The following is a 25,363-nucleotide window of genomic DNA, read 5'->3' as shown; positions in this document are numbered from 1 at the left end:
CCCCTACCACTCCGGCGATCAAGCCCCTACGGGAGGATTCGACACCCGATATAAAGCGTGATTCCGTTAGATATCGACATGGACAGGAGCGACATGGACGGACCACCAACCCTCGATGATGTCCGATCTTGGCCAGCAACCGTGAGCGTGAAGGAAGCGGCCACAGCTCTCGGTATCAGTAAATCTCAGCTATACGACCTCATCCGAACCAACGAGGCTCCGCTATCCACTATCAGGGTCGGAACCATACGCGTCATCACGTCATCACTTGTGAAGCTGCTGGACGGCTCCACCTAATCGACTTGCGGAACGCGTGGCTTGGTCACGGCTCCGTTGATCGCTGAGCTAAGGGGAGGCAACTCAACCGCCCGTCCGGTGTCTCAGCCGCTCGCAACGGTGACCGCATCGGGCAACCACCACGGGTTGGTCGTGCGCCTCGCGGTCCCCTACGGTCGCAGGGTGGGGGATGCCGAGAGCTTCCAGAACAGCCGGCATCAAGTCACGCACGGTGCTTGAGGGAACAGCCCCTTCGGGGGTGTTGTAGGAACCCTCCAAACTGATCCACTGGCCCTTCCGTCTCACTCATGTCTCTCACCAAATCGGCGGCGAGATGCGGACTTTGGGCCTCTGACCAGGTCTTCCATGCTCTCGGTAGACCCTACGTACTGGGGTAGTCGTGTTACATACCCCACACGTCGAACGGCCTCTGTTGTCCGGTCCCTCCTTGGCCCGGCGCGGTCGGATAGGCCAGGATCGGACCTCATGGACCTGCTGAACACGCTGGTGGACAAGGGGCTTCGGCGAGAGCTGCCGACCCGCGAAGAGGCGCTGGCCGTACTGGCGACCTCCGACGACGAACTCCTCGATGTGGTGGCCGCGGCCGGCAAGGTACGCCGGCAGTGGTTCGGCCGACGGGTGAAACTCAACTACCTGGTCAACCTGAAGTCGGGCCTGTGCCCGGAGGACTGCTCGTACTGCTCGCAGCGGCTCGGCTCCAAGGCCGGGATCCTGAAGTACACGTGGCTGAAACCCGACCAGGCCTCCGAGGCCGCGGCCGCCGGGCTCGCGGGCGGCGCCAAGCGGGTCTGCCTGGTGGCGAGCGGTCGCGGTCCCACCGACCGTGACGTCGACCGGGTCTCGGACACCATCAAGGCGATCAAGGACCAGAACGAGGGCGTCGAGGTGTGCGCCTGCCTCGGGCTGCTCTCCGACGGCCAGGCCGAGCGGCTGCGCGAGGCGGGCGCGGACGCGTACAACCACAACCTCAACACGTCCGAGTCGACGTACGGGGACATCACGACGACCCACACGTACGCCGACCGCGTCGACACGGTCCAGAAGGCGCACGCCGCGGGCCTGTCCGCCTGCTCGGGGCTGATCGCGGGCATGGGCGAGAGCGACGAGGACCTCGTCGACGTCGTCTACTCGCTGCGCGCGCTCGACCCGGACTCGGTGCCGGTCAACTTCCTGATCCCGGTCGAGGGCACCCCGCTCGCCAAGGAGTGGAACCTCACCCCGCAGCGCTGTCTGCGGATCCTCGCGATGGTCCGGTTCGTCTGCCCGGACGTCGAGGTGCGGATCGCGGGCGGCCGCGAGGTCCATCTGCGCACGATGCAGCCCCTCGCCCTGAACCTGGCCAACTCGATCTTCCTCGGCGACTACCTGACCACCGAGGGCCAGGCCAGCAAGGCCGACCTGGAGATGATCGCGGACGCCGGGTTCGAGGTGGAGGGCACGGGCCAGGTGACGCTTCCGGAGCACCGGGTCACCGCGGGCGGCGGCTGCGGTTCCCACGCCGAGTCCGGATGCGGCTCGCACGCGGACGCCGGATGCGGCTCCCACGAGGGCGGCGGCTGCGGCCCCTGCGGCTCGGCCGCCGACGAGCAGGCCCCCGCAGCGGCGCGGGTCTCCGAGACGGCCCGGGTCTCCGAGGCGCGTACGGACCTGGTCGCGGTACGCCGCCGGGGTGCCGGAACGGACCTCGCGCCCAATGCCTGACCCGCACGTGCCCGGCCTCTCCGTGCCCGAGCTGCTGGAGCTCGACCGGCGGCACGTCTGGCACCCGTACGGGCCGATGCCCGGCCGGCAGGAACCGCTCGTCGTGGAGTCGGCGAGCGGAGTGCGGTTGCGGCTGGCCGGCAGGGACACCGAGCTGATCGACGGCATGTCGTCCTGGTGGTCGGCGATCCACGGCTACAACCACCCCGCGCTCAACGAGGCGGCCCGCGACCAGCTCGGCCGGATGAGCCACGTGATGTTCGGCGGGCTCACCCACGAGCCCGCCGTACGACTGGCGAAGCACCTTGTCGACATGTCACCCGAGGGGCTTGAGCACGTCTTCCTGGCCGACTCCGGCTCGGTGTCCGTCGAGGTCGCGGTCAAGATGTGCCTCCAGCACTGGCGTTCCCTCGGCCGCCCGGACAAGCAGCGCCTGCTGACCTGGCGCGGCGGCTACCACGGCGACACCTGGCAGCCCATGTCCGTGTGCGACCCCGAGGGCGGGATGCACGAGCTGTGGCAGGGCGTGCTCCAGCGCCAGGTGTTCGCGGACCCGCCGCCGGTCGCGTACGAGGAGTCGTACGCGGACCATCTGCGTGAGCTGATCGAGCGGCACGCGGACGAGCTGGCCGCGGTGATCGTGGAGCCGGTGGTGCAGGGCGCGGGCGGGATGCGGTTCCACTCCCCCGCGTATCTGCGGGTGCTGCGCGAGGCGTGCGACGCGCACGACGTGCTGCTCGTGTTCGACGAGATCGCGACGGGCTTCGGCCGTACGGGCGCCATGTTCGCGGCCGAGCACGCGGCGGTGACGCCGGACGTGATGTGCGTCGGCAAGGCGCTGACCGGCGGCTATCTGACGATGGCGGCCACGCTCTGCACCGCGCGGGTCGCCGACGGGATCTCGCGGGGCGAGGTACCGGTCCTCGCCCACGGCCCGACCTTCATGGGCAACCCGCTCGCCGCCGCCGTGGCCTGCGCCTCGATCGACCTGCTCCTCGGCCAGGACTGGCAGACCGAGGTCAAGCGCATCGAGACCGGGCTGCGGGAGGGGCTGGCTCCGGCGGCGGAGCTGCCCGGGGTCCGGGACGTACGCGTGCTCGGTGCCATCGGAGTCGTGCAGCTCGACCACGAGATCGACATGGCGGCGGCGACCCGGGCCGCGGTCCGCGAGGGCGTGTGGCTGCGCCCGTTCCGGGACCTCGTCTACACGATGCCGCCGTACGTCACCGGGGACGCGGATCTGGCACGGATCACGGCTGCGGTGTGCGCGGCGGCTGGGGAGGGCTGACATGTCTTCGGTACTGGTGATCACGGGGACGGGCACGGAGGTCGGCAAGACCGTGACGACCGCGGCCGTCGCCGCTGTGGCTCTCGCGGCCGGGCGGTCCGTGGCCGTGCTCAAGCCCGCGCAGACCGGTGTGCTGCCGGGCGAGCGCGGTGACGCCGACGAGGTGGCCCGGCTCGCGGGCCCGGTGACGTCCGTCGAACTCGCCCGCTACCCCGAGCCGCTGGCTCCCGCCACGGCGGCCCGGCGTTCCGGTCTCGTACCGGTGCGGCCGTTCGAAGTGGCGGAGGCGGCGGGCAAGTTGGCCGCCGACCACGACCTCGTTCTGGTCGAGGGGGCGGGCGGCCTCCTCGTACGGTTCGACGACGAGGGCGGCACACTCGCGGACGCGGCACGACTGCTGGACGCCCCCGTCCTGGTGGTCGCCTCGGCCGGACTCGGCACGCTCAACACGACGGAGCTGACGGCCCGCGAACTACGGGCCCGCCGCCTCGACCTGCTCGGTGTCGTACTGGGCAGCTGGCCGAACGAGCCAGATCTCGCCTCGCGTTGCAACCTCGCGGATCTGCCGACGGTCGCCGAGGCACCACTGCTCGGTGCGGTTCCGGATGGTTCGGGTCAGCTCCCGGTGGCGGACTTCCGCGCCATGGCGGCCAGTTGGCTCGCACCACGGCTTGGGGGAACGTGGAACGAGGAGGCCTTCAGCGCCCCTCAAGGGGCGCGGGGAACTGCGCGACCAACCACAACCGGCCTGCAGACACACAACAGCAGTCCGGCGGCGCTCACTCCTCCGACGAAGCCAACAACCTCACCAACTCGATCCGCGACCGAATACCAAGCCGATTGAACACCCCCCGCAGATGGTGATCGATCGTGCGCGGACTGAGCAGCAGCCGGGAAGCGATCTCCCGGTTGGTAGCCCCGTCGGCGGCCATCCGAGCCACCGTCAACTGCTGAGCGGTGAGCAGAGCGGCCACGTCACGGGCCCCGCTCGGCGGTTGGGCGGGCTCACCCAAGGCACGGAGTTCACCCCGGGCCTGCGCGGCACAGTGCGGCGCCCCGAAGTGCAGGAACGCTTCGAGCGCGCTGTGCAGCCGGTCCCGCGCCTCCGTACGGTTCCGCAGCCGACGCAACGCACCGCCGAACAGCAGCTCCGTACGGGCGCGTTCGAAGTCGCGCGTACCGCTGGCATGCAGGTCGAGGGCGGTCCGGTAGTGCTCGACGGCCTCGGGCCCGGTGGCCAGCAGGGCGCGGCAACGGGCGCTGAGGGCGAGGTCGTCGGGGCTGCGGACGGCGCTCGCCCAACGGTCGTAGTCGGCGTGGGCGGCCCGCGCGACGCGGGTGTCGCCGGTGCGGACGGCGGCTTCCACGTAGTGCGGGGTGGCGAGATGGCGTACGGCCCGGTGTCCGTGGCCTGGGCCGAATCCGGCGAGGGCGCGCAGCCGGGACGCGGACGCCGCGTAACGGCCGGTGCTGAGGTCGAGGAAGGCGAGCGCCCACAGGGCGAGGGCGGCGGCGAGGCCGAGGCCTCGTGCCAGGGCGTAGGTGCGGGCCGCTTCGACGCGGGCCCGGCAGACGTCCTCGTCACCGGTGACGGCGGCGAACATGGCGAGGGCGGCCTGGAGATGGCAGGCCCCGTTGTCCTGCCCGGTGGCGTACGCCTGGCGCAGGGCGTCCAGGGTGGCGGCGCCCGCGGCCCGTGGGCGGCCCGTCCAGAACTCGGCGTACGCCCGGAACTCCATGGCCTGCGGGACGGTCATGGACTCGCCCCTGGCCCGGGCGGAGGCGGCGGCGCGTACGGCAGCGGAGGCGGCGAGGGTGTGGTCGCCGAGCATCAGAGCGGCGATCGAGGAATGGATCAGCGAGGTGGGGTCGCCGCCGGGGCCGCAGCGCCCGGCGGCTGCTTTGAGGAGATCGCGGGCGTCCTCGTACCGCCCTTCGAACGCGGCGGCCAGTCCCCCGAGCGTGCCGGGTGACACGATCCCGTACCGGTCGGCGACGGCTGCGGCCTCCAGACATCGACGCAGGTCACCGGTGTAGACGGCGGCTTCGGTGGCACGTGCCACCAGGTGCGCGGCAACGTCGGGGACGGCCGGAACGGCAGGGCGTACGCCTCGGACCGCGCCCGCGCCCTCGATGAGCGCGCCGCCGACCGTGCGGTCGCCGTCGGTGCCTCTGCCCGGTTCACCGGCGAGTGCCCGCTCCCCCGACTCCACGCCGCGTACCGCCTCCGCGAGCAGCGCGTCGAACGACTCCGTGGCGTTCCCCGCGCGTAGAGCGAGCAGTCCGCTCAGCCCGTCGACGTCGCCGTGGGCGGCGAGGCGGCGGGCGCGGTCGGCGTCGCCGGAGCGCCAGGCGTCGGCGGCGGCCCGGGCCAGCAGGCGGGGGCGTTCCCGCGGGTCGGGGGTCAGTACGGCGGCCCGTTCGAGGAGAGCGCAGGCCAGCGCGTGTTCGCCCGCGGCCCTGGCCTCGTGCGCCGATGCGCGCAACTCCCCCGCGAGCCGCCGGCTGGGCCCGAGGGACGCGGCGGCTCGGTGCCAGGACCGGCGGGGCGCCTCGCCCTCGCCGCGCAGGACGCGGGCGAGCAGCCGATGGGTCTCGCGCCGGTCCAGGGCCGACGCGGTCTCGTAGGCGGCGATACGGGTCCAGGGGTCCCGGAACACGACTCCGGCGGACGTCGGATGGGCGAATCCGGCCGCCTCGGCCTCGTCGAGGGGCCCGGTGTCCAGCCGGGCCGCGGTCACCGCGCGCTGGAAGGCGTGCGTGGCGAGGGGGTATTGGTCGGCGGCGGCGATCAGCAGGAGCCGCCGGGTGTCCGGCGGGAGGGTCCTGATCTCGCGCCGCTGGGACCGCAGCAGACCGGGGGCCACAGCGACGGGCTCGGCCGGAAGCGGTTCCAGACCGGCCAGTTGGTGCTCGCCGAGGACGGCGGCGAGTTCCGCGGCCGCGCGCGGATCGCCGTGCACGGCACGCAGCACCCGGACCCGGACGCCTTCGGACATCGGGGTTCGCGGGTGCGTTCGCGGCGCGCCGCCCGGTTGTTCCGGGGCGTTCATCAGGGGCGGTGGCGAATGCTGCGGGAGAGGCGGGGGGTTCACCGAGGTCACCACACCTTCCACGTTACTGGCGAGTTAAGTGGTGCGTAAAGACCGGCGATTTCACCGATGCGGCGCGCGTAGACCCCACCTGACACTCCTGACGAACCCACCCGCATCAGGAGGCACCATGACCCGCCGCACACGCACTGCCGGCACGGTCTTCGCAGCGGTCCTCGCGTCGCTGCTTCTGTCCCTGTCCCTGCCCGCGTCCCCGGCGAACGCCGCCGCCCGCAATCCCGTCGTCTTCGTGCACGGTCTGAGCAGTTCGTCGAGCAGCTGGGACGACTGGACCGCCGACTTCAAGGCCGACGGCTACGCCGGCTCCGAACTGTTCGCCTGGTCCTACGACTGGGGCAAGTCGAACGCCACGACCGCCCAGCAACTGTCCACCAAGATCCAGAGCGTGCTCTCCCAGACCGGCGCGTCCAAGGTCGACCTGGTCGTGCACTCGATGGGCGCCCTGAACTCCCGCTACTACCTCAAGAACCTCGGCGGGACCGCGTACGTCGACGACTTCGTCTCCACGGCCGGGACGAACCACGGGACCACGACCGCCGGCTGGTGCAGCTGGATCTACACGTCCTGCGCGGAGATGTACACCGGCAGTTCGTTCCTGACCTCGCTGAACTCGGGCGACGAGACACCGGGCAGCGTCTCCTACGCCAGCTACTGGTCGAACTGCGACGAGGCCCTGACCCCCGACACCACCGCGATCCTCAGCGGTGCCACGAACGTCGAGGTCGGGTGCGTCTCGCACACCGACATGAACAACGACCACGGCGTCTACGAGCAGGTGCGCGACTTCATCGCCTGACCCGCCCCTCGCGGCTCGTCCTGTGGTCCCCGCCCCGCCGGGGCCACAGGGCGACACCGTGCCCGCCGAACAGGACGACCCGCGAACGGGTGAGCGAGCCCGTCCCGGGGGACAATCGCGGTACGCCCCGACCTTCAGGGGAGGTCCCCCATGCGACCGCGCGGCTCCAGCACCACCAGGACGGGTCAGCCGGCCCCGGCCCAGGTTCACCACCCGCTGTTCGCCCGCTTCTACGCCAAGTGCAGCGTGGCGGCGGAGCCGGCCATCGGCGTCCACCGCGAGGAGCTGCTCGCCGGGCTCTCCGGCCGGGTCATCGAGATCGGCGCGGGCAACGGACTGAACTTCGCCCACTATCCGAGCACGGTCTCGGAGGTCGTCGCCATCGAACCGGAGCGCCGCCTGCGGACGTTGGCGGTGACCGCGGCCCTGCGCTCCGACGTGCCGGTCGACGTGGTCCCGGGCGTCGCGGAGGCGCTGCCGGTCAAGAGCGAGGCCTTCGACGCGGCCGTCGTGAGTCTGGTCCTGTGCAGCGTACGAGACCTGCCGCGGGCTCTCACCGAGATCCGCCGTGTCCTGCGTCCGGGCGGTGAGCTGCGGTTCTTCGAGCACGGGAGGGGCGGCGGCCGCGCGATGAACGCCGGTCAGCGCGCCCTGGACCGCACGGTGTGGCCGCTGCTCTTCGGCGGCTGTCATGTGAGCCGTGACCCCGTGGGCGCGATCAGGGACGCGGGGTACGAACTGGGCCCGTACCGTCGGCTGTTGGTGCCCGCGAAGGGACCGCGGATGCCGAGTTCGTACTGCGTGCTGGGGACCGCGCGCCGGCCCGCGGCCGAGGGCCCGCCCGATTCCTGAGGCCGAGAGCATGCCCGGCCCCAGGAAGCCCGGTTCAGGAGTCCGAGGGGCTCACAGACTCCACTGGCGCAGTTCGCGCGCGATGTCGTCCACCGTGGCCTCGCCGGTCTTGACCAGGCGGGCCAGTTCACGGACCTGCTCGGGCGAGGTGACGACCTTCAGGCCGCTGGCGACGAGGTAGGCGTACGCGACGGCCATGGCGAACATCGCGTTGGAACGTTCGAGTGCCGGGACGTGCAGCAGGAGCTGGAGCAGCGCGGCGGCACGGGTGTGCGGGGTGTCGTAGACGGGGACGCCGAATATCTCGGCCTCGTGGCGGCCGACGGCGGCGACGAGGGCGCCGAAGTCGGTGACCTGGGGGTCGCCCGGCGTCTTGTGCTCCGCGACCATGAGGAGCCAGGCGAGGTCGACTCTGATGTTCAGGGGTTCGTTCAAGAGCTCAGCGACGGCCTTCTCGCTCCGCGCCGAACTCCTCGACGAAGACGGACTCGTACTGCTTCATGAAGTCGGCGGCGGCCTCGACGAAGGTGTGGCCGGCTTCTCCGGTGTCCTGTCTGACCAGTTCCTCGATGTAGCGGTTGACGCTCATCCCGCGGGCCAGGGCGCGTTCGCGCGCGGCGCGGGCGGTGTCCTCGTCCACGCGCACGTTCAGCTGGGTCTTAGCCATACCTCGAAGCTAGCGCCGATGTGCTAGCAGTGGCAAGAGGACCCGAATCACCCCCCCCTAAGGGTGCCCCTTACACGGATCCCGGGGTCACCGACCTGCGGCGGAGAACGACCGGCACTTCGGGGGGATACCAAGTGTGCCGCGCATCACACTAGGCTCGCCCGCGGACACCGGAGTCCCACCTAGGAGGCGGCCTTGTCCACAGCAGCTGCGGAGCACGCCCTCGGGCGCACGGACGCCGAGGGGATCGCGGCCCGCGCCCGTGGCCTCACGAAGGCGTACGGATCGGGTGAGACGACCGTGCTCGCCCTCGACTCGGTCGACGTGGACATCGCGCGCGGGCGCTTCACCGCGGTCATGGGCCCCTCGGGCTCCGGGAAGTCCACGCTGATGCACTGCCTGGCGGGTCTTGACACCGTTTCGGCCGGACAGGTGTGGCTGGGAGACACCGAGATCACGGGATTGAAGGAGCGCGAGCTGACCCAGCTGCGCCGCGACCGGATCGGCTTCATGTTCCAGTCGTTCAACCTGATCCCGACCCTGAACGCGGCCGAGAACATCACGCTGCCCATGGACATCGCGGGCAAGAAGGCCGACGAGAAGTGGCTCAACCAGGTCATCGACCAGCTCGGCCTGCGTGACCGGCTCAAGCACCGGCCGGCGCAGCTCTCCGGCGGGCAGCAGCAGCGCGTCGCCTGCGCCCGCGCCCTCGCCTCGCGCCCCGAGCTGATCTTCGCGGACGAGCCGACGGGCAACCTGGACTCGCGGGCCGGACTCGAAGTGCTCGGCTTCCTGCGGGACGCGGTCGACGACCTGGGCCAGACCGTCGTCATGGTCACGCACGATCCGGGCGCCGCCGCCCACGCCGACCTGGTGCTCTTCCTCGGGGACGGGCGGATCGTGGACGAGATGGCACGGCCCACGGCGGAGGCGGTGCTGGAACGCATGAAGAGGTTCGACACCATTCGCGGGACGATCGAGGGCGACGGCGCCCCCGGCCAGGGCATCGCACCCGACGAGGGCATCGCCCTCGACAAGGACTGAGGCAGGCTGTCGTGCTGAAGGCGACACTCCGGAGTTTCCTCGCGCACAAGGGCAGGCTGCTGCTCTCGGCGCTGGCCGTCGTCCTGTCCGTGGCGTTCGTCGCGGGCAGCCTGATCTTCTCGGACACGGTCACCCGCACGTTCGACCGGCTGTTCGCGTCCACGTCGGCCGACGTGACCGTGTCGCCGAAGGAGGATCTCGACTCGCAGATCCCCTCCGGGGCGATCGCGACCGTGCCCACGAGCCTCGTGGACCGCATCGGCAAGGTCGACGGGGTCACTCTCGCGCGTCCGGACGTGTCCGTCGAGAACATCACCGTCGTCGACAGCGACAACAAGTCGGTAGGACCGACCACGGGCGCGCCCACCATCGCGGCCGACTGGTACGTCACCGAGCGCAGCCCCGTGGAGCTGACCTCGGGGCACGCCCCGCGCGGCGCCGACGAGGCGCTCCTCGACGCGGACACCGCCGACAAGAAGCACGTCGGCATCGGTGACACCCTCACCGTCATCGCACAGCCCGGGTCGTTCAAGGTGAAGGTCGTCGGCATCGCGACCTTCAAGACCACCAACCCGGGTGCCGCACTGGTCTTCCTCGACCCGGCGGCCGCGCCGGCCGAACTGCTCGGCCGGACGGGCGTCGCCACCAGCATCCAGGTGGACGCGGCGGAAGGCGTGAGCGACGCACAGCTCAAGCAGCGCATCGCCGCCGAAATCGGCTCGGGCACCTACGAGTTGGAGACCGCCGACGAGCAGGCCGAGACGGCCGCCTCCCAACTGGGCGGATTCCTCGATGTGATCAAGTACGTGATGCTCGGCTTCGCCGGTATCGCCGTACTGGTCGGGGTCTTCCTGATCGTCAACACCTTCTCCATGCTGATCGCCCAACGCACCCGTGAACTGGGCCTGTTGCGCGCGCTCGGCGCCGACCGGCGGCAGGTGCGCCGGTCCGTGCTCCTGGAGGCGACCCTGCTGGGCCTGGTCGGCTCGACGCTCGGCCTGGCCGCGGGCATCGGGCTCGCGATCGGGCTGATCGAGCTCATGGGCCTGTTCGGCATGAACCTGAAGACCGCCGAGATGGTCATCGGATGGGCGACACCCGTCGCGGCATACGTCGTCGGGGTGGGCGTCACCTTCGTCGCGGCGTATCTGCCGGCCCGCCGAGCGGCCGGTGTGTCGCCGATGGCCGCGCTGGCGGACGCCGAAATCGCCGGTGTGGGGCGGCCGTTGCGGGTACGGGCGGTGGTGGGGCTGATCGTCGGCGCGCTGGGTGCCGCCGCGCTCGTGGGGTGCGTGACGTCCACGGAGACCGGGTCCGCCGCCTCCCTGCTCGGCCTCGGCGTCGTCCTCACCCTCCTCGCGACGGTCATCGCCGGGCCGTTGCTCGTCCGGCCGGTGATCCGTGTCCTCGGCGGTTTCTTCCCCGCCGTGTTCGGCTCGGTCGGCCGGATGAGCCAGCGCAACGCGCTGCGCAACCCGCGCCGCACCGGCGCCACCGCGGCCGCCCTGATGGTGGGCCTCGCGCTGGTCGGCGGCATGTCCGTGGCGAGCGCGTCGATGTCCAAGTCCTTCGACGACCAGATCGACAAGACGCTGGGCGCCGACTTCGTGGTGCAGAACGCCAACTTCCTGCCGTTCCCGCAGGAGATCACCGAGAAGGTGCAGGACACGGAGGGCGCGGGACTCGTCGTACGGCAGCGGTTCACGCCGGTCGCCGTCCGGCTGCCGGACGGCAAGCGCGTCGAGACGACCGCGGCGGGCTACGAGTCGCAGCTCGACGAGGTCGCCCGCATCACGTACGCCGAGGGCGACACTGCCGACGCGCTCGCGGACGGGAACATCGCCATGGACGCGGGCTTCGCCAAGGACCACGACGTACGCCTCGGCAGCACGATCCCCGTCGAGTTCCCCGCCGGGCAGAAGGCCGAACTGAAGGTGGGTGCGCTGACCGACCAGGACGCCGCCGAGGGCTTCGGCACGCAGGGCGGGCTGTTCTTCGGCTTCGGCACGGTCGAGAAGTACGTGCCCGGCGGGCAGGACTCCGCGCTGTACGTGAACGCGGCCTCGGGCACCTCCGCCGACACCCTGCGCTCGAACCTCGACAAGACGCTGGACCCGTATCCGCAGGTGCAGGTGCGCGACCTGGCCGACTACAAGAAGCTGATCCACGATCAGATCGCCGTGCTGCTCTACCTGGTGTACGCGCTGCTCGGCCTCGCGATCGTCATCGCGGTGCTCGGCGTGGTCAACACCCTTGCCCTGTCGGTCGTGGAGCGCACCCGGGAGATCGGGCTGCTGCGCGCGATCGGGCTCGCCCGGCGGCAGTTGCGGCGGATGATCCGGCTGGAGTCGGTGGTGATCGCCGTGTTCGGCGCGGTTCTCGGGCTCGCGCTCGGGCTCGTCTGGGGTGTGTGCGTGCAGCAGGTCCTCGCCCTGCAGGGGATGAAGGCGCTCGCGATCCCGTGGACGACTCTCGTCGCGGTCGTCGTGGGATCGGCCGTGGTGGGCATCGTGGCGGCGCTGCTGCCGGCGTTGCGTGCATCGCGCATGAATGTGCTGGCGGCCATCGCGCACGAGTGATCGGCGCGTGGAGCACGCTCCCCGTGCACGGGGAGCTCCACGTACGCGGGGCGACGCACACCGCATACTCAAGTCCCTTCCCGGTGAGGAGAGTTCATGGCCCGCCCGTTCCGTTTCGGCGTCAATCTGATGAGTGCTGCACCAGCCGACGAGTGGCGCGCGAAGTGCCGTCGGGCTGAAGAACTCGGCTACGACGTGATCCTGGCCCCGGACCACCTCGGCATGCCCGCTCCCTTCCCGGCGCTGGTCGCAGCAGCCGAGGCGACCGAGCGGCCACGTCTGGGCACGTTCGTGCTCAACGCCGGTTTCTGGAACCCGGCGTTGCTGGCCCGCGAGGTGGCCACGACGGACGCGCTGACGGGCGGCCGCCTGGAACTCGGGCTCGGCACCGGCTACGTACAGGCGGAGCACGAGACGGCGGGCCTTCCCTGGGGTTCGCCGGGTGAGCGCGTGGACCATCTCCGGCGTACGGTGGAGGAGTTGGAGCGGCTCCTCGATTCGGACGGCCATCAGCCGCAGCCCGTGCAGAAGCGCGTGCCGCTGCTGATCGGCGCCAACGGCGACCGGATGCTGCGGCTGACCGCCGAGCACGCGGACATCGCGGCGTTCACCGCGGCGCGCACCCGGGACGGCGGTTCGCTGGAGCCGCTCGCGGCGGAGGAGCTCGACGAACGGGTCGCCCTGTACCGGAAGTTGGCCGCCGGGCGCGCGGAGCCCGCCGAGCTGAACCTGCTGGTCCAGATCGTCATCGTCACCGACGACCCCGGTGCCGCGATCCAGCCGTGGCTGTCCCGCATCCCCCATCTGACCGAGCAGCAGGTCCTTGAGCTGCCGATCGTCCTCGTGGGGACCCTGGACGACATCGTCGAGCGGATGCGGGCGCAGCGGGACCGGTTCGGGTTCTCGTATCTGACGGTTCTGGAGCCGAACATGGAGGTGTTCGCCCCCGCGATCGCGCGGCTTCGCGAGGCCTAGACCGAGCGGATCCGGCAGGAACTGGCGGGCAGGACAGGGCAGTTCAGGATGCTCGATCGCCGGAAACTGTCAGTGGGTGCCTCTAATCTTTCGCGGACAGTCACAGTGGGGTGGGTCGATTCGGACCGCCGGCCGCGCTGTGCCGGTTTCCGAACGGCGAAAGAGGCAGAGAAAACCAATGGGCTGGCTGGCAGTGGGCGACACCTATGAGATCGCTCTGGTGGAAGGCCGGGTAGTGGCCCGGTCCGCGTCGGAGACGTCTGGGGAAGGGCAGTTGAGAGCGCTGCCGGGAGAGTTACGGGACCGGCCCGAGGTGATCGAGCTGCAGCGGTTCGCCGAGTGGCTGGACCGGCATGCGGCCCAGTGTGTGGCGCGGGTCGACAGCTGGATGGTGTCCTCGTTGCCGGTGCCGTCCGGTCTGCTGGCCCGGGTGTGGCCCGACGAGGCGTGGCGGTCGGCGCTGCGTGACCTGGTGGTGGTCGGCGAGGGCCCCGGCGAGGTGGGTTTTCTGCGGGACGCCGACGACTCGGGTGGGCTTGGGGTGGTGAACCTGGACGGCGAGACCGTCCGGCTCTCTCCCCGCACGGTGACGATGCCCCATCCGGTGCTGCTTCCGGACCTTGACGAACTTCGCGTGTTTGCGGCCGAGTTGGGGGTGGTGCAGGGTGTCGAGCAGATCCATCGCGCCGTCTGGCGCAGGCCGCGTGACCTCGGCGCCGGAGAACTCGGTGATGCCGAGACGGTCTCCGAGTTCTCCGGCGCCGAGTACAGCTCGTGGTTCCATCTTTCCGCGCGTGCTGCTTCGCTCGGCTACAAGGTGTCCGAGGGCCGCGTCAGTGGCCGGATCCGGGACGCCGGGCGGGTCGTCACCGCGTCGGTCGAGATCGGCAGTCCGTACTACGGGGAAGAGGGCCGGACCGGCGATCTGAGCTGGCGCCATGGACGGGATTCCCGGCTTCGGCTGTCCGAGGTGGGCCCCGTGGCGTGGTCCGAGGGGATGCGGATGGCCGCGGCTCTGCAGGCCGGCCGCACGGTGTCCGCGGACCGCACCGCGTGAGCGGCACGGTGGCACGGACTGTGGCAGGGACGACGGCACGGACGGCGGCACACCTCGGGAGCACGGGCGTGGCCGGGGCATCTCACACGACACAGACCGACGGGCGCACGCGTGAGCAGGGCCCCGGGGACCGGCCGCACGGCCGCGAAAGGCACGGAATCATGAGCGACACGGTGGCCAAGGACGCGGTGGCCCGGGGCGAGGCGACGGCGGTGGCGCAGGCCCGGGCTGAAGCCCGGGCTGAGGCCGAGGAACTGCTGCGTGCCGGTGCGGTACTGCCTCCGGGGACCATCGGGGGCGGTGACCGGGCGGTGGCCATGTTCGCGCAGGCCTACCGGCATCCGGGCCTGGAGGGCCGGATCGTCGTACGGCTGGTCGCCGCGGGACAGGGAGGGGGCTTGGGCGCCGGTTTCCTCGGCCTGGAACCCGAGGGCGGGCCGGTGGAGGTCGGTCTGGGGCAGCCGCGGGCGCTGGGTTTCCCGGAATGGGTGCTGGTTCATCATCCCTCGGACGGTCACCTGGCGATGTCGCTGGTCGAGGAGATGAACACGGTGGCGCGGACGGCGAAGTCCAGGCCGAAGAGGGCGCGGGCCGCCTACGAGTCGATCGGCGAACGCCTCGCGGGGTCCGTGCCGCATTTCCTGCCGACCTTCTACGAGCAGGCGGGCCGGGTGTTTCTGGCCGCCGACGAGAGCGCGTACGCGTCGCAGATGTTCGTCAACGCGCGCAAGGCCGAGACCGGGCACGCGCTGCCGTTCGACGAGGAGCGCATGGACGCGGTCTTCCTCGAGTTCGCCCTGGCCGGGGCCGTGCCGACGAAGATGCTCTCCAGCTACGCCAAGGGGCTGTCGTCCCGGGTCCCGGCCGCCACGGCGTTCCGGCACGTCCGCGGGCTCTTCGTGCGCCTGGCCGCGCACGGGCTGCCTCCGTCGAGTCCGGGCGCGGGTGATCTGCGCCGGCTGGCGAAGGCGGCCGCGGGCAGGAACGCGCTCGGCGAGGAGATCGCCTATCTGCGCGAGATGCTGGCGCTGCCCGGCACCCTCAAGGCACCGCCCGGCTGGTGGAAGACCCACCGGCCGGCCCTGCTGGACCTCACCCGGCAGGAACCCGCCTTCCGCGGCACCCTGCTGGAGCTGATGCCCTCAGGGTGGGAGCGGGAAGAACTGCCCCAGTGGCTGGACCTGCTGGAGAAGTCCGGTGCCACCGCCGGGCTGTGCGATACCACCCTGCCCGCCGAAGTGCGTCCCGCCGACGGCACGGCCGGCTGGACCCGCAGATTCCTTGAACTGTGGCGGGCCGACCACCGCCTCGCTCCGGCGGGACTGTATCCGCTCGTCGACCGCATGGCCGACACACTGCGCACCGAACTGGAGGCCTCCGGCGGCCTGTTGACGCCCCCTGTCGGCGATGTGAACCTCCTCGACCAGCTGCTGGCCCTGGGCGTACCGCTGGCGGAGCCCGAGGAGCGTCACCGCCTCAACCTGGTGTCGTGGGCAGCCTGTGAACACCGGCGCGACCTCGTCGCCCTCGAAGCCGACCACCGCTTCCATCCGGCGTTCCGCAATGGCTGCCCCGAGGACGCCCGGACAGAGCACCTGCATACCGTCGTCACCTTGGCCGGGTCCCCCGGTGGACGGCCGATGCTCGCCGAATGGGTGGGCGAGATCAGCCGGAAGTACGTCACGGCGGAGTTGCCCGCGTTCGACGGCTACCGCGGCGTTCTCCAGACGCTGAGCTGGCTGCCGGGAGAGGTACTCGCGATTGCCGAGACGGCGGTTCGAGAAGCGCTGAGCACCGGCATCGCCCCGGCCCTCGCCCGCGCCCTGCGGTCCGGACTCCTCGACGAACTCGGCTGGCCCGCCTGGGAAGAGGCGCTGGAAGGACACGAATCGGGGAATCTGCAGCAGGAGGTCCTCGTCACCGACGCCTGGCCGCACCTCATCGTCCTGGCCGGCAAGCAGCTCCGGGTGATCGGTTCGGAGGGCACGGCGCTCGCGCACGAGCTGTGCGTCCCCGAGCAGGCGACGCGCTACCGCAGGGATGTCGACTACCACTACGTGGACGGCGAGTTGTTCGTCTGGTGGCGTCCGGTCGACGCGAACGGCAGGCAGGGATACTGGCACCACACCCCCTCGCAGTGGGTGTCGATCGAGGAGGCCCGCTACTCCCGCACCAGCAATGTGGACGGGCGGGGCGGGCTGAACGGGAACATCACCCCCGTCTCCCTCCCCCTTCCCGGCGGCGGCCGGACCACCGGTCACGGGGTACTGCGCCGCGGGGACACGGTGGTTCCAGAGTCGCGGCAGGTGATCAGCGACGGCACCTCGTACTGGGTGTGGTCCATGGTGGGCACCGACTACAAGAACAAGACGTGGCACGCGTACGACCCGGACGGCGACACACTCGGCGAACCCGGACAGCCGGACTGGTTCGGCGAGGGCGTGCGCGCCGCCCCGGAGGGAAGCACCTTCGAGGCGGGCTGGCTGCTGCCCGCCCCCTCCGCCGTACCGGGTCCGATGTGCTCCCCGGTGGACGGGCTGCTCGGCTGGCGAGTGGTGACACTGCCCGACGGCTCACGGCGGGGCGAGGACCTGGCCGGACGCTCGATCGTCGTACCGCCCGGCAGAGGCCGCAGCCGCAGCCCGCGATGGGTGCTGGAGTTCCCCGGGGCCGACCGGCCGCTGGCCGTGATCCAGGAGTACGACGGGATCAGGCTGCTCGACGGGAACGGCACGGTGATGGCCGAGATCCCCCGGGACCACACCGCCGGAACCTTCACCGCGGGAACGCGGCTCCTGCCGCCCCTGCGCTACTGGCACCTGCTCCAGCCCCGCGACCCACAGGGCTCCGCGGCACTCCGCAAGTTCGACGAGGACACCGCGGCAGCACTTCTGGCGGACCCTGGGACGGAGCGGCCCGAGGACACCGCGGGCCCTGACGGTCCGGTAAGGGAACAGGCCGGCTCGGACGGCCGGGACCGGCTGCCCGGGCTGATCCGCACCCTGCTGCCGGAGGTCGGCCACAAGGCGCTGCTCACAGGCATCACCTCGGTGGTTCGGTACGCCGCCACCAAGCAGCGCACCCTTGACGCGGCACGCACCCGGCTGGACACGGCGCTCGCCGGCGGCGTCCGGAAGGAGCAACGGCCCGAGCTCAGCGACGGCGCGCTCACCGCGGCACTGCAGGGACTCGGCGTCAACGGCCGCAAGTACCTGGTGCAGGGCAGGGCGTACTACTACCACGATTCGTCCGGCAAGATCGTCCGGCTGCTGCGGCTGCTCGGGAAGGCGCGGCGGGGCCTCAACGAACCGGCCCCGGCGGGCAGTCCGCACCCCGCCCTGCCCGAGCAGAGTGCCTTGAGCGACATGGACTGGCCGGCCCTGCCCACGCTGCCGTCCCTGTTGGCTCTGCGGTCCGGTTCGACGGCCACCACCGAGGATCACAGGAAGGTGCTGGAGACGCTTCTCGCCGAACTGGACGCCCAGGAACTCGCGGTGCTGGACCCCGGCCACTGGCGCCTTGTCCGGCTGCGTCTGGAGCGGAGTCTGTTCCAGGGTCCCGGCTCCCTGAGCAGCAATGTGGCGACGGTGCTGCAGTTGGACGGCGGCGCATTCCTCGTCTTCCTCAACGAATGGAGCCGAAGCGACGCGGACGGCCAGGTGTTCAGGGCGGTCTTCCACGATCCGGCCGGCCTGTTCGAGGCACCCGCTCCCTACACGCTGTTGTCCGCCGAGCCCTTCGCTCCGGAGCAGACACGTGCGCCCGGCTGGTTCACGGCCTTCCGGTCCGAGCTCGCTGCGCGCGGTCCGGCGCCCTGGTACCCGGCGGCCGCCGAGGAGCTCGCCCGGCTCACCGGAATCACCCCGGCCATGGCCCGGCTGACGATCGCCGGAGTGCCTCTGACCGACGACGCGCGGAGGCCCGTGCCCGCCGAGACGCTGAAGGCCATCGGAGTGAAGGCGGCCGACGTGGCCGTGGCCAGAGAGGCCGTGGGGTGCAAGGACGCCGGCGTCTGGCAGGCCGTCATGGCTGCGCTGCTGCCCGCCGAGCCGTCCGGGCTGTGGACGGACGGGCCGGACGTGGTCGCGGCGGCGGAGGTCTGGAACCGGCGGGTGGGCCGACGGACATCCCTCCCCGAGGACGTGCTCCACGAGGCGGCCCGCACCGTGCAGACCACGTCGTGGTGGACACCGTCCGAAGCACTGCGCGGGTTCGTCGACCGAGCGGCCGAACCGCGGTTGAGCCAGGACCTGACCTGGACGACCAGAGGTCACTACCTGAGTCCCGTCGAGAACACGCCCGGCTTCGGCACAGGCACCCTCAACGGTTCGGTGGCCCTGGCCGCCTGGCTCGCCCACCGCCTCCCGTCCGGCGACCCGATCCGCGCTCTCCTCCCCGAGGTGCTGACCGCGGTACGCGCCCGGCTGGCCCACCCGGACCTGCTGATCAACCTCGGCAGGCGGGTCGATCTGGAGGCCTTCCGCCGGGGTGCCGGGGACCCCTCGGAGACGGGTGACGGCTTCGTCCGCCACGGCGCGGTCGTGCTGAGCACCACGGTCCCCGACCCGGTCGCCGCCGTCCGCCCCGCGCTGCTGGACGCCGCCGGGAACGACCCCCACCTGGCGGCGGTGGTCCCCGGTGAACGGCCGACCGCCGAGGACATCGCCCTGCGGCTGGTCCACGACCGGCGGTTCGCGGAGCTGCTCGCCGATCCCGGGGAACCGGTGGCGGGCGAGCGCGACGCGGACGGTCTGTGGTGGCCGCAGGATCCCACTCGGTCCGTGCCCGACCTCGTCGGTGAAGTGGCCAAGCGGTACGGCATCGGTGAGGACGCCGCCGTCATCTACCTGATGCTGCTCGCCATGCCGGATCCCACGGACCACCACACCGCCCGCTGGACCGGCTGGACGAAACAGCGGGGCGGAACGGGCCGGCTCCGCGCTGCCCGCGCCGAACTCGCCGCGACCGACCTCGTACTCGAAGGCAGCCGCACCCGAGCGGGCCGCTCACTGTTCCTGCCCGGCGGCTGGACCCAGCTCGCGAAGCCGTACGTTCCGCTGGAGCGGTGGAAGGTGCCGATGTACGACCTGCTCCACGGCGAGGAGCCCGTCCTGGGCGTCGTCGTGCCCACCGGGCCGGTCGCCGATCTCTACCGGGCGGCCTGGCGGCGGGTGCTGGAGGGGGACGAGCCCCGGCTGGAGGAACTGGAGGTGCCGCGGCCGCGGAAGGGGCGCCGCTGATCCGTTGGTACGGAGGCGGAGGCGGGGGCGAGGGCGGGGCAGGGCTGGGGATCTGGGCCTGGGGGCGCGGGGCAGGGGCGGTCGTGGCACTGGGCACGACCGCCTCTGCCGGCCGGGGACGGCTTGGGTTGGGGGCGGCTCCCGGTCGGTTCTCCGGTTGGGGCGGCTTCAGTCGGCTCGCCCGGCGGGTACGGCTCCGGCCAGCTCGCTCGGCGATACGGCTCGGTCGGCTCGCCCGTCGGGGGCGGCTCCGGCCGGTTCGCCCGGCGGACCGTGTGCGCGTACGCCGTTCGCCTGCCCAGCCACTCACGACGGCGGTCCGAGCCGTAACCGCCGTCCCGCACCGCGTCCTTCGGTCCCCCTCCCCCGCCCTTCCGGCGGGGCGAGCGCCCTAGTGGAGCACCCCGATGACCCAATCCGGCACGACCACCCCACTCCCACCGGTCGCACCTGAAGTGTTCGCCTCCGCGGTGGAGAGTCTGACCACCCGGCTCCGCGGCAGACTTGACGCGGCCGTCGAGGCCCTGGCGGCCGCACCCGTCACCGTCGAGGGCGGGATGTTCGGCGTCCGCTGCGGCGAGGACGCCCTGGTGACCCTGGCGCCGGACCCGTCCGGCGCGGTCACCGACGTCGAACAGGCCCGTTGCACCTGCCTGTTGGCACCGCGCTGTCTGCATCGGGCGGCGGTGCTGGGTGCCTGCCCGGTCGCCGTCACGGAACGCGCCCGGCCCGTGGACATCGCCTCGTCCGTACTCTCCGGGCTCGGCGCAGCCGCTGAACCCGCCGGTGCTGTTCGGCCCGCCGTACCGGTCCGTACCGGCGGATCGGACGGTACCGCCGGACCGGACCGTAGCGCCGACCCAGACCGGCCCACCGACGGGATCCGCCCGACCGAGCAGGTCAGTCCCACCGAGCGGGTGGGCCCCTGCGCGCAGGTCGGCTCCACCGAGCAGGTCAGTCCCACCGAGCGAATCCGGCTCGCGGACCCCGCCCCCGGCCCCGATCCAGCCCGCGCCCCGGCCGACGCTCCCACGGGGCCCACCGCCGCCCAGATCCGTGCGGCCGCCGGCCTCTGGACGGCGGCGGCAGCCGTGCTCTCGGCCGGAACGGCCGGTACGGGAGCGGTACTTCGGGCCGAGTTGCTCCGCGCCGCCCACACGGCACGTCTCACGGGCCTCCACCGCGCGGAGGCCGCGGCCCTGGGTGTGGTGCGCTGTCTGCGCACGGCGCGCGACCCGTACAGCCCCGGCAGACTCACCGAGTTGGTGAGAGCCCTGCGTGAACTCCTCCTCGTAGCGCACCTGTTGAAGGCCGGAGACCCCGAGCCCGCGCTGGTCGGCGCCGTCCGACGCAACCACCGCCCCGACGGATCGTTGCGGCTCTACGGAGTCTGCCGCGAACCGGTGATCGGTACCGACGACCTCGGCGGGGTGGTCACGCATCTTCTCGACGACGACGGCCGTTGGTACACGCTCCGCGACGTCCAGCCCGGCGGCCCGGCACGGGCCCGACGGGCCGGTACCGCCCTGGTCGCCATCCGGAGCTTCCTGAGCGACCACTTCCGGGTGTCGCGCGGCAGCCTGATCATCTCGGGAGCGACCGTCTCCCCGGAGGGCCGCCTGCTTGCGGAAAGAGGTGTCCGTGCCACCTTCGCCGCCGGACGGCCCTGGACCGAGGCCGCTCCGGCGACGGTGTTCGCCCGCCCGCTCGCCGAGTCCGCCGCCGTGCGGTTCCCGGCGTCGCTCGTGTGCGACCCCGAAAGGACCGGTGATCCCGAGGAGGTGGGTGACCCGGAAAGGGCTCGTGATCTCGGAGGGACCGGGTACGCCCGTCCCCTGATCGGCTGTGATGTGGAGATCGCCGCGGCCGACGGCGAGGATCTGCTGGTTCGTGAACTGCCCTGTGGCGAAGACGCGTTCGGGGGTTGCCCGCCCCTCCCCGATCCCCCGGTCCGGCTGGCCCCCGCCCACGGCCATCCCGCTCTCGCCAACACGGCCAACTTCCGGCAGCTGGGCGCGCGTCCCGGGCTGCGGATCCGGGTCCTCGGCCGCCTCGACCCCGACCGGGTCACGACCCTCCGCACGCTCGCCATCGGCCCCGTACCCGGCACTGAGGCGACTGTGCGCCTCCCGGACGACTGGCAGGGCCGCGCCGATCTCGGCTACGACCTCCTCCTCAGCGACCACTTCCCGCCGGACATTCCCGCTCCTTCCCAGCCCGCCCCCTCCTCCTATGCCTCCTATGCCTCCTATGCCTCCTATGCCTCCGGCGACTCTCCGCTCTGGCGCGTCCGGCGTCTCGTCGAACTGGCCGTCACGGGAGGACGTCGGATCGCCGCCGAATCCACACGCGGCAACGATCACGACGGCCATGCGGCCGTGCTGCGCCGCAGTGGGCTCGTCACCGGCTCGGACCTGATCACCGCGCTCGGCGCGGTGGCCGGGCGCCGCTCCCTCGACGTCTTCGGACGCCACAGCGGAGCCGACCCGGACCAGTACGCGGCCCAGTGGCTCGCCACAGCCGTCTATCTGACCGCCGCCGAAGCGGACCTGAAGCACGGGACATGGCCCGGGGACGAACCCGCCGGCACCGACACCCACACCGACACCACCACCGACGATTGATGATCCGTGGACTTGATCACTCGGTGCGGAAACCGTTCGCCAGACGCGACGGCGCTCTGCTTGGCTCGCCCCATGAGTGATCTCCACATCCGCTGCGCCACCCTCGCCGACATCGACACCGTGCTGGGTTTCTGGCGCGAAGCCGCGGAAGGAACCAGCATCAGTGACGACCACGCCGGAGTGGCCGCCCTCGTCACACGAGACCCCGAGGCCCTGCTCCTCGCGGAGCGCGACGGCACCCTGGCGGGAACCGTCATAGCCGGCTTCGACGGATGGCGTTGCTCCGCCTACCGACTGGCCGTACACCCGGACCACCGCCGGCAAGGCATCGCGAGCGCTCTGCTGGAGGCAGCAGAACAGCGCTTCGCGGCCCTGGGCGGGCGCCGCGTAGACGCCATGGTCCTGGAGGCCAACGAACAGGCACACCACACCTGGGCCGCCACTGGCTACCATCGCGAGGACCACTGGCGACGCTGGGTCAAGCCGCTGGCCGACTGACCGGAGCGCAGGCGCGCCTGATCCTCTGTCCGCAGGGGACCCGGTCGTACGCCAGGAAAGTCGTCTCCCCAGGAAAGGTGTGAACCTCCGCCCATGGGCGAGCCACCCGGTACCCGACGGCACAGCGTCCCGCCGTGCCGTCATCGCGCGATTCCCCCGCCCGTGGCCGATCATGGGACGGTGGTGACCCGATGACCGAAGTGCTCCTCCTCGCCGTGGCGGTGCTGCTCTCGCTCGCCTGCGGCGCCTTCGTCGCGGCGGAGTTCTCACTGACCACGGTCGAGCGCAGCGAACTGGAGCGGGCCGTCGAGCGCGGCGAGGTCGGCGCGGCGGGCGCCCTGAAGGCCGTACGGAACCTCACCTTCCAGCTCTCCGGCGCGCAGCTCGGCATCACGGTCACCAACCTGGTCGTCGGCATGCTGGCCGAGCCGTCCGTCGCCAAGCTCATCGCGGGTCCGCTGGAGGCCGCCGGTGTCCCGGAGTCCGCTTCCTCGTCCGTGGCCCTGATCCTCGGTACGGCCCTGTCGACGGTCTTCCTGATGGTGGTCGGCGAGCTGGTGCCCAAGAACTGGGCGATCTCCTCACCGCTCGCCGTGGCCAAGCGGGTGGCGACACCGCAGCGCTGGTTCAGTTCGCTGTTCCGGCCGTTCATCAGCCACCTCAACAACACGGCCAACCGTGTCGTGCGCCGTTTCGGTGTCGAGCCCGCCCAGGAGCTGGCCTCCGCGCGCGGACCGCAGGAACTGGTCGCGCTGGCCCGGCACTCCGCGAAGCAGGGTGCCCTGGAGCCGGACACCGCCGAGCTGTTCGTGCGCACGCTGAACCTCGCGGACCTCACCGCGGAGAACGTGATGACCCCGCGCGTCCAGGTCATCGCCCTCGACGTCCAGGCGACCTGCGAGGACGTGGCGAACGCGACCCGGGCGACCGGGCTGTCCCGTTTCCCCGTCTACCACGGCAACCTCGACTCGGTCGTCGGTGTCGCGCACATCAAGGACTGCGTAGCTGTGCCCGCCGACAACCGGGCTCGTACGCGCGTGTCGCAGCTGATGCGTGAGCCCCTGCTCGTACCGGAGTCGCTGACCGTCGACCGGCTCCTGGACCGACTGTCCGGCAGGCGCACGATGGCCGTCGTCATCGACGAGTACGGCGGCACCGCCGGGGTCGCCACCCTGGAGGACATCGTCGAGGAGGTCGTCGGTGAGGTGCGGGACGAGCACGACCCCCACGAGACACCCGACCTGGCCCCGGCCGGCACGGACGACGAGGACCGCACGCTGTACTCCGCCGACGGCTCCGTACGCATCGACCGGCTGGCCCGGGTCGGTCTGCGCGCGCCGGACGGGCCGTACGAGACCCTCGCGGGCCTGATCGCGGCCGAGCTCGGGCGCATTCCCGCCGAGGGGGACACGGTCGAGGTCGCCGGGTGGCGGCTGGACGTGGGGGACGCGTCGGGGCGGCGGGCCGCGCGGGTGCTGATGCACGCGCCGCGCGCCGCGGACGTCCCGTCCGAACGGCCCGGGAAATCCCAACGGCCCGGGAAATCTCGTGAAGGGGGCGAGCGATGACCGCCGTGCAACTGCTCATCGGTCTGGCGACCCTCGTCGTGAACGCCTTCTTCGTGGGAGCCGAGTTCGCGCTGATCTCCGTGCGCCGCAGTCAGATCGAGCAGACCATGGAGGGCGGTGGGGAGGGCGACCGGCGGGCGCGCAGCGTGCTCTGGGGGCTTGAGCACGTGTCGGCGCTGATGGCGGCGGCGCAGCTCGGCATCACGCTGTGCACGCTGGTCCTGGGTGTGGTCGCGGAGCCGGCGATCGCGCATCTGCTGGAGCCTGTGTTCCACGCGGTGGGGCTGTCGAAGGGCACCGGGCACGCGATCTCGTTCGTGATCGCGCTCTCCCTGGCCACGTATCTGCACATGCTCCTCGGCGAGATGGTGCCGAAGAACATCGCGCTCGCCGAGCCGGTGCGGACGGCGCTGCTGCTCGGTCCGCCGCTGGTCGCGCTGTCGCGGGCGCTGCGGCCGGTGATCTTCACGATCAACGCGTTCGCGAACGGGCTGCTGAAGCTGTTGCGGGTCGAGGTGCGGGACGAGGTGTCCGCGACGTTCTCGGACACGGAACTGGCCCGGCTGGTCAAGGACTCCAGCGAGGCCGGGCTGATCGACGACCGCGCGCAGGAGAGGCTGCACGACGCCCTGGAACTGGGGCGCCGTCCGGTGCGGGACGTGGTGCTCCCGCTGGAAAGCGTCGTCTACGCGCGCGTGGGTGTCACGCCCGAGCAGTTGGAGGCGCTGTCCGCCGAGTCCGGTTTCTCCCGCTTCCCGGTCGTGGACGAGGGGCGTCGCATCGTCGGCTACCTCCACGTCAAGGACGCGCTCGACGCGATGCCGCGGGACCTGCCGTTCCGGGTCCAGGACATGCGGCCCATCGCGCGCGTCCGGGAGAGCACACCGCTGGACGACGTACTGACGGCGATGCGACGCAGCCGTACGCACCTGGCCGCGGTGCTGGGTGCGGACGGGCGGCTGGCTGGGCTGGTGACGATGGAGGACGTGCTGAGGGAGCTGTTCGGGCAGCCGGTGTGATGGGGGCGGGTGGTGATAAGGGGCTTGCACCGGATGGCAGACCAG

Annotated in this window: 17 protein-coding genes and 1 pseudogene; 15 read left to right on the top strand and 3 right to left on the bottom strand. The window is 71.5% G+C overall.

Translation table 11 applies throughout. The features are described 5' to 3' along the window. Positions 1 to 78 precede the first annotated feature (78 nt). The 4 genes and pseudogenes from QF035_RS43395 to bioD form a co-directional block, all read left to right on the top strand. Positions 79 to 297 (top strand): helix-turn-helix domain-containing protein, encoded by a 219-nt coding sequence (locus tag QF035_RS43395; RefSeq protein ID WP_307527033.1) that lies wholly within the window; start codon positions 79 to 81, stop codon positions 295 to 297. A gap of 465 nt (positions 298 to 762) precedes the next feature. Further along, positions 763 to 1,998, top strand: coding sequence for a biotin synthase BioB (gene bioB / locus QF035_RS43390; protein ID WP_307527032.1), 1,236 nt, complete (start codon positions 763 to 765; stop codon positions 1,996 to 1,998). 7 nt (positions 1,999 to 2,005) lie between these two features. Beyond that, positions 2,006 to 3,286, top strand: a complete 1,281-nt coding sequence (locus QF035_RS43385; protein ID WP_373467020.1) for an adenosylmethionine--8-amino-7-oxononanoate transaminase — start codon at positions 2,006 to 2,008, stop codon at positions 3,284 to 3,286. A 1-nt stretch (position 3,287) separates the two neighbouring features. After that, positions 3,288 to 3,992, top strand: a pseudogene (gene bioD, locus QF035_RS43380) (dethiobiotin synthase); the annotation flags it as partial. Between the two features lie 73 nt (positions 3,993 to 4,065). On the opposite strand, the gene QF035_RS43375 reads toward bioD, so the two are convergent. Then, on the bottom strand, positions 4,066 to 6,285 hold the full coding sequence (locus QF035_RS43375; protein WP_307527028.1) for a helix-turn-helix transcriptional regulator: 2,220 nt from the start codon (positions 6,283 to 6,285) through the stop codon (positions 4,066 to 4,068). A gap of 223 nt (positions 6,286 to 6,508) precedes the next feature. Between QF035_RS43375 and QF035_RS43370 the strand changes: the two genes are divergently transcribed. Next, on the top strand, positions 6,509 to 7,195 hold the full coding sequence (locus QF035_RS43370; protein ID WP_307527026.1) for an esterase/lipase family protein: 687 nt from the start codon (positions 6,509 to 6,511) through the stop codon (positions 7,193 to 7,195). 150 nt (positions 7,196 to 7,345) lie between these two features. After that, entirely contained in the window at positions 7,346 to 8,047 is a 702-nt protein-coding gene (locus QF035_RS43365) for a class I SAM-dependent methyltransferase (protein ID WP_307527024.1), read from the top strand. Between the two features lie 51 nt (positions 8,048 to 8,098). On the opposite strand, the gene QF035_RS43360 is transcribed toward QF035_RS43365, so the two are convergent. Both QF035_RS43360 and QF035_RS43355 read right to left on the bottom strand, forming a co-directional pair. After that, positions 8,099 to 8,437, bottom strand: coding sequence for a fic family toxin-antitoxin system, toxin component (locus tag QF035_RS43360; RefSeq protein ID WP_189843925.1), 339 nt, complete (start codon positions 8,435 to 8,437; stop codon positions 8,099 to 8,101). 49 nt (positions 8,438 to 8,486) lie between these two features. After that, entirely contained in the window at positions 8,487 to 8,714 is a 228-nt protein-coding gene (locus QF035_RS43355; protein WP_189843846.1) for an antitoxin, read from the bottom strand. A 195-nt stretch (positions 8,715 to 8,909) separates the two neighbouring features. Here QF035_RS43355 and QF035_RS43350 point away from each other — a divergent pair, with 195 nt between their 5' ends. The 9 genes from QF035_RS43350 to QF035_RS43310 all read left to right on the top strand — a co-directional run bounded on the left by QF035_RS43350 (position 8,910) and on the right by QF035_RS43310 (position 25,318). After that, the gene (locus tag QF035_RS43350) at positions 8,910 to 9,758 is read left to right on the top strand and encodes an ABC transporter ATP-binding protein (RefSeq protein WP_307527022.1); all 849 of its coding nucleotides are present in this window, start codon (positions 8,910 to 8,912) and stop codon (positions 9,756 to 9,758) included. Positions 9,759 to 9,769: 11 nt separating this feature from the next. Further along, the gene (locus QF035_RS43345; RefSeq protein ID WP_307527020.1) at positions 9,770 to 12,337 is read left to right on the top strand and encodes an FtsX-like permease family protein; all 2,568 of its coding nucleotides are present in this window, start codon (positions 9,770 to 9,772) and stop codon (positions 12,335 to 12,337) included. A gap of 96 nt (positions 12,338 to 12,433) precedes the next feature. Next, entirely contained in the window at positions 12,434 to 13,312 is an 879-nt protein-coding gene (locus QF035_RS43340) for an LLM class F420-dependent oxidoreductase (RefSeq protein WP_307527018.1), read from the top strand. Between the two features lie 178 nt (positions 13,313 to 13,490). Continuing rightward, positions 13,491 to 14,369, top strand: a complete 879-nt coding sequence (locus QF035_RS43335) for a DUF4132 domain-containing protein (RefSeq protein ID WP_307527017.1) — start codon at positions 13,491 to 13,493, stop codon at positions 14,367 to 14,369. Between the two features lie 161 nt (positions 14,370 to 14,530). Next, positions 14,531 to 19,609, top strand: coding sequence for a DNA-binding protein (locus QF035_RS43330; protein WP_307527016.1), 5,079 nt, complete (start codon positions 14,531 to 14,533; stop codon positions 19,607 to 19,609). A gap of 407 nt (positions 19,610 to 20,016) precedes the next feature. Next, positions 20,017 to 22,233, top strand: a complete 2,217-nt coding sequence (locus tag QF035_RS43325; protein ID WP_307527015.1) for an SWIM zinc finger family protein — start codon at positions 20,017 to 20,019, stop codon at positions 22,231 to 22,233. 72 nt (positions 22,234 to 22,305) lie between these two features. Beyond that, positions 22,306 to 22,731 carry a GNAT family N-acetyltransferase gene (locus QF035_RS43320; RefSeq protein WP_307527014.1) on the top strand — a complete coding sequence of 142 codons (426 nt, stop codon included), beginning with the start codon at positions 22,306 to 22,308 and terminating at the stop codon, positions 22,729 to 22,731. A gap of 191 nt (positions 22,732 to 22,922) precedes the next feature. Then, complete coding sequence (locus QF035_RS43315) at positions 22,923 to 24,299, top strand: hemolysin family protein (RefSeq protein WP_307527013.1); 1,377 nt, start codon at positions 22,923 to 22,925, stop codon at positions 24,297 to 24,299. Further along, positions 24,296 to 25,318 carry a hemolysin family protein gene (locus tag QF035_RS43310; protein ID WP_307527012.1) on the top strand — a complete coding sequence of 341 codons (1,023 nt, stop codon included), beginning with the start codon at positions 24,296 to 24,298 and terminating at the stop codon, positions 25,316 to 25,318. The genes QF035_RS43315 and QF035_RS43310 overlap by 4 nt, the downstream gene beginning before the upstream one ends. The last annotated feature ends 45 nt before the right edge of the window (positions 25,319 to 25,363 follow it).

This window comes from Streptomyces umbrinus, assembly GCF_030817415.1.
GTDB lineage: Bacteria > Actinomycetota > Actinomycetes > Streptomycetales > Streptomycetaceae > Streptomyces > Streptomyces umbrinus_A.
The sequence above is the reverse complement of the archived record's forward strand: the minus strand, read 5'-3'. Positions and strand labels throughout refer to the sequence as shown.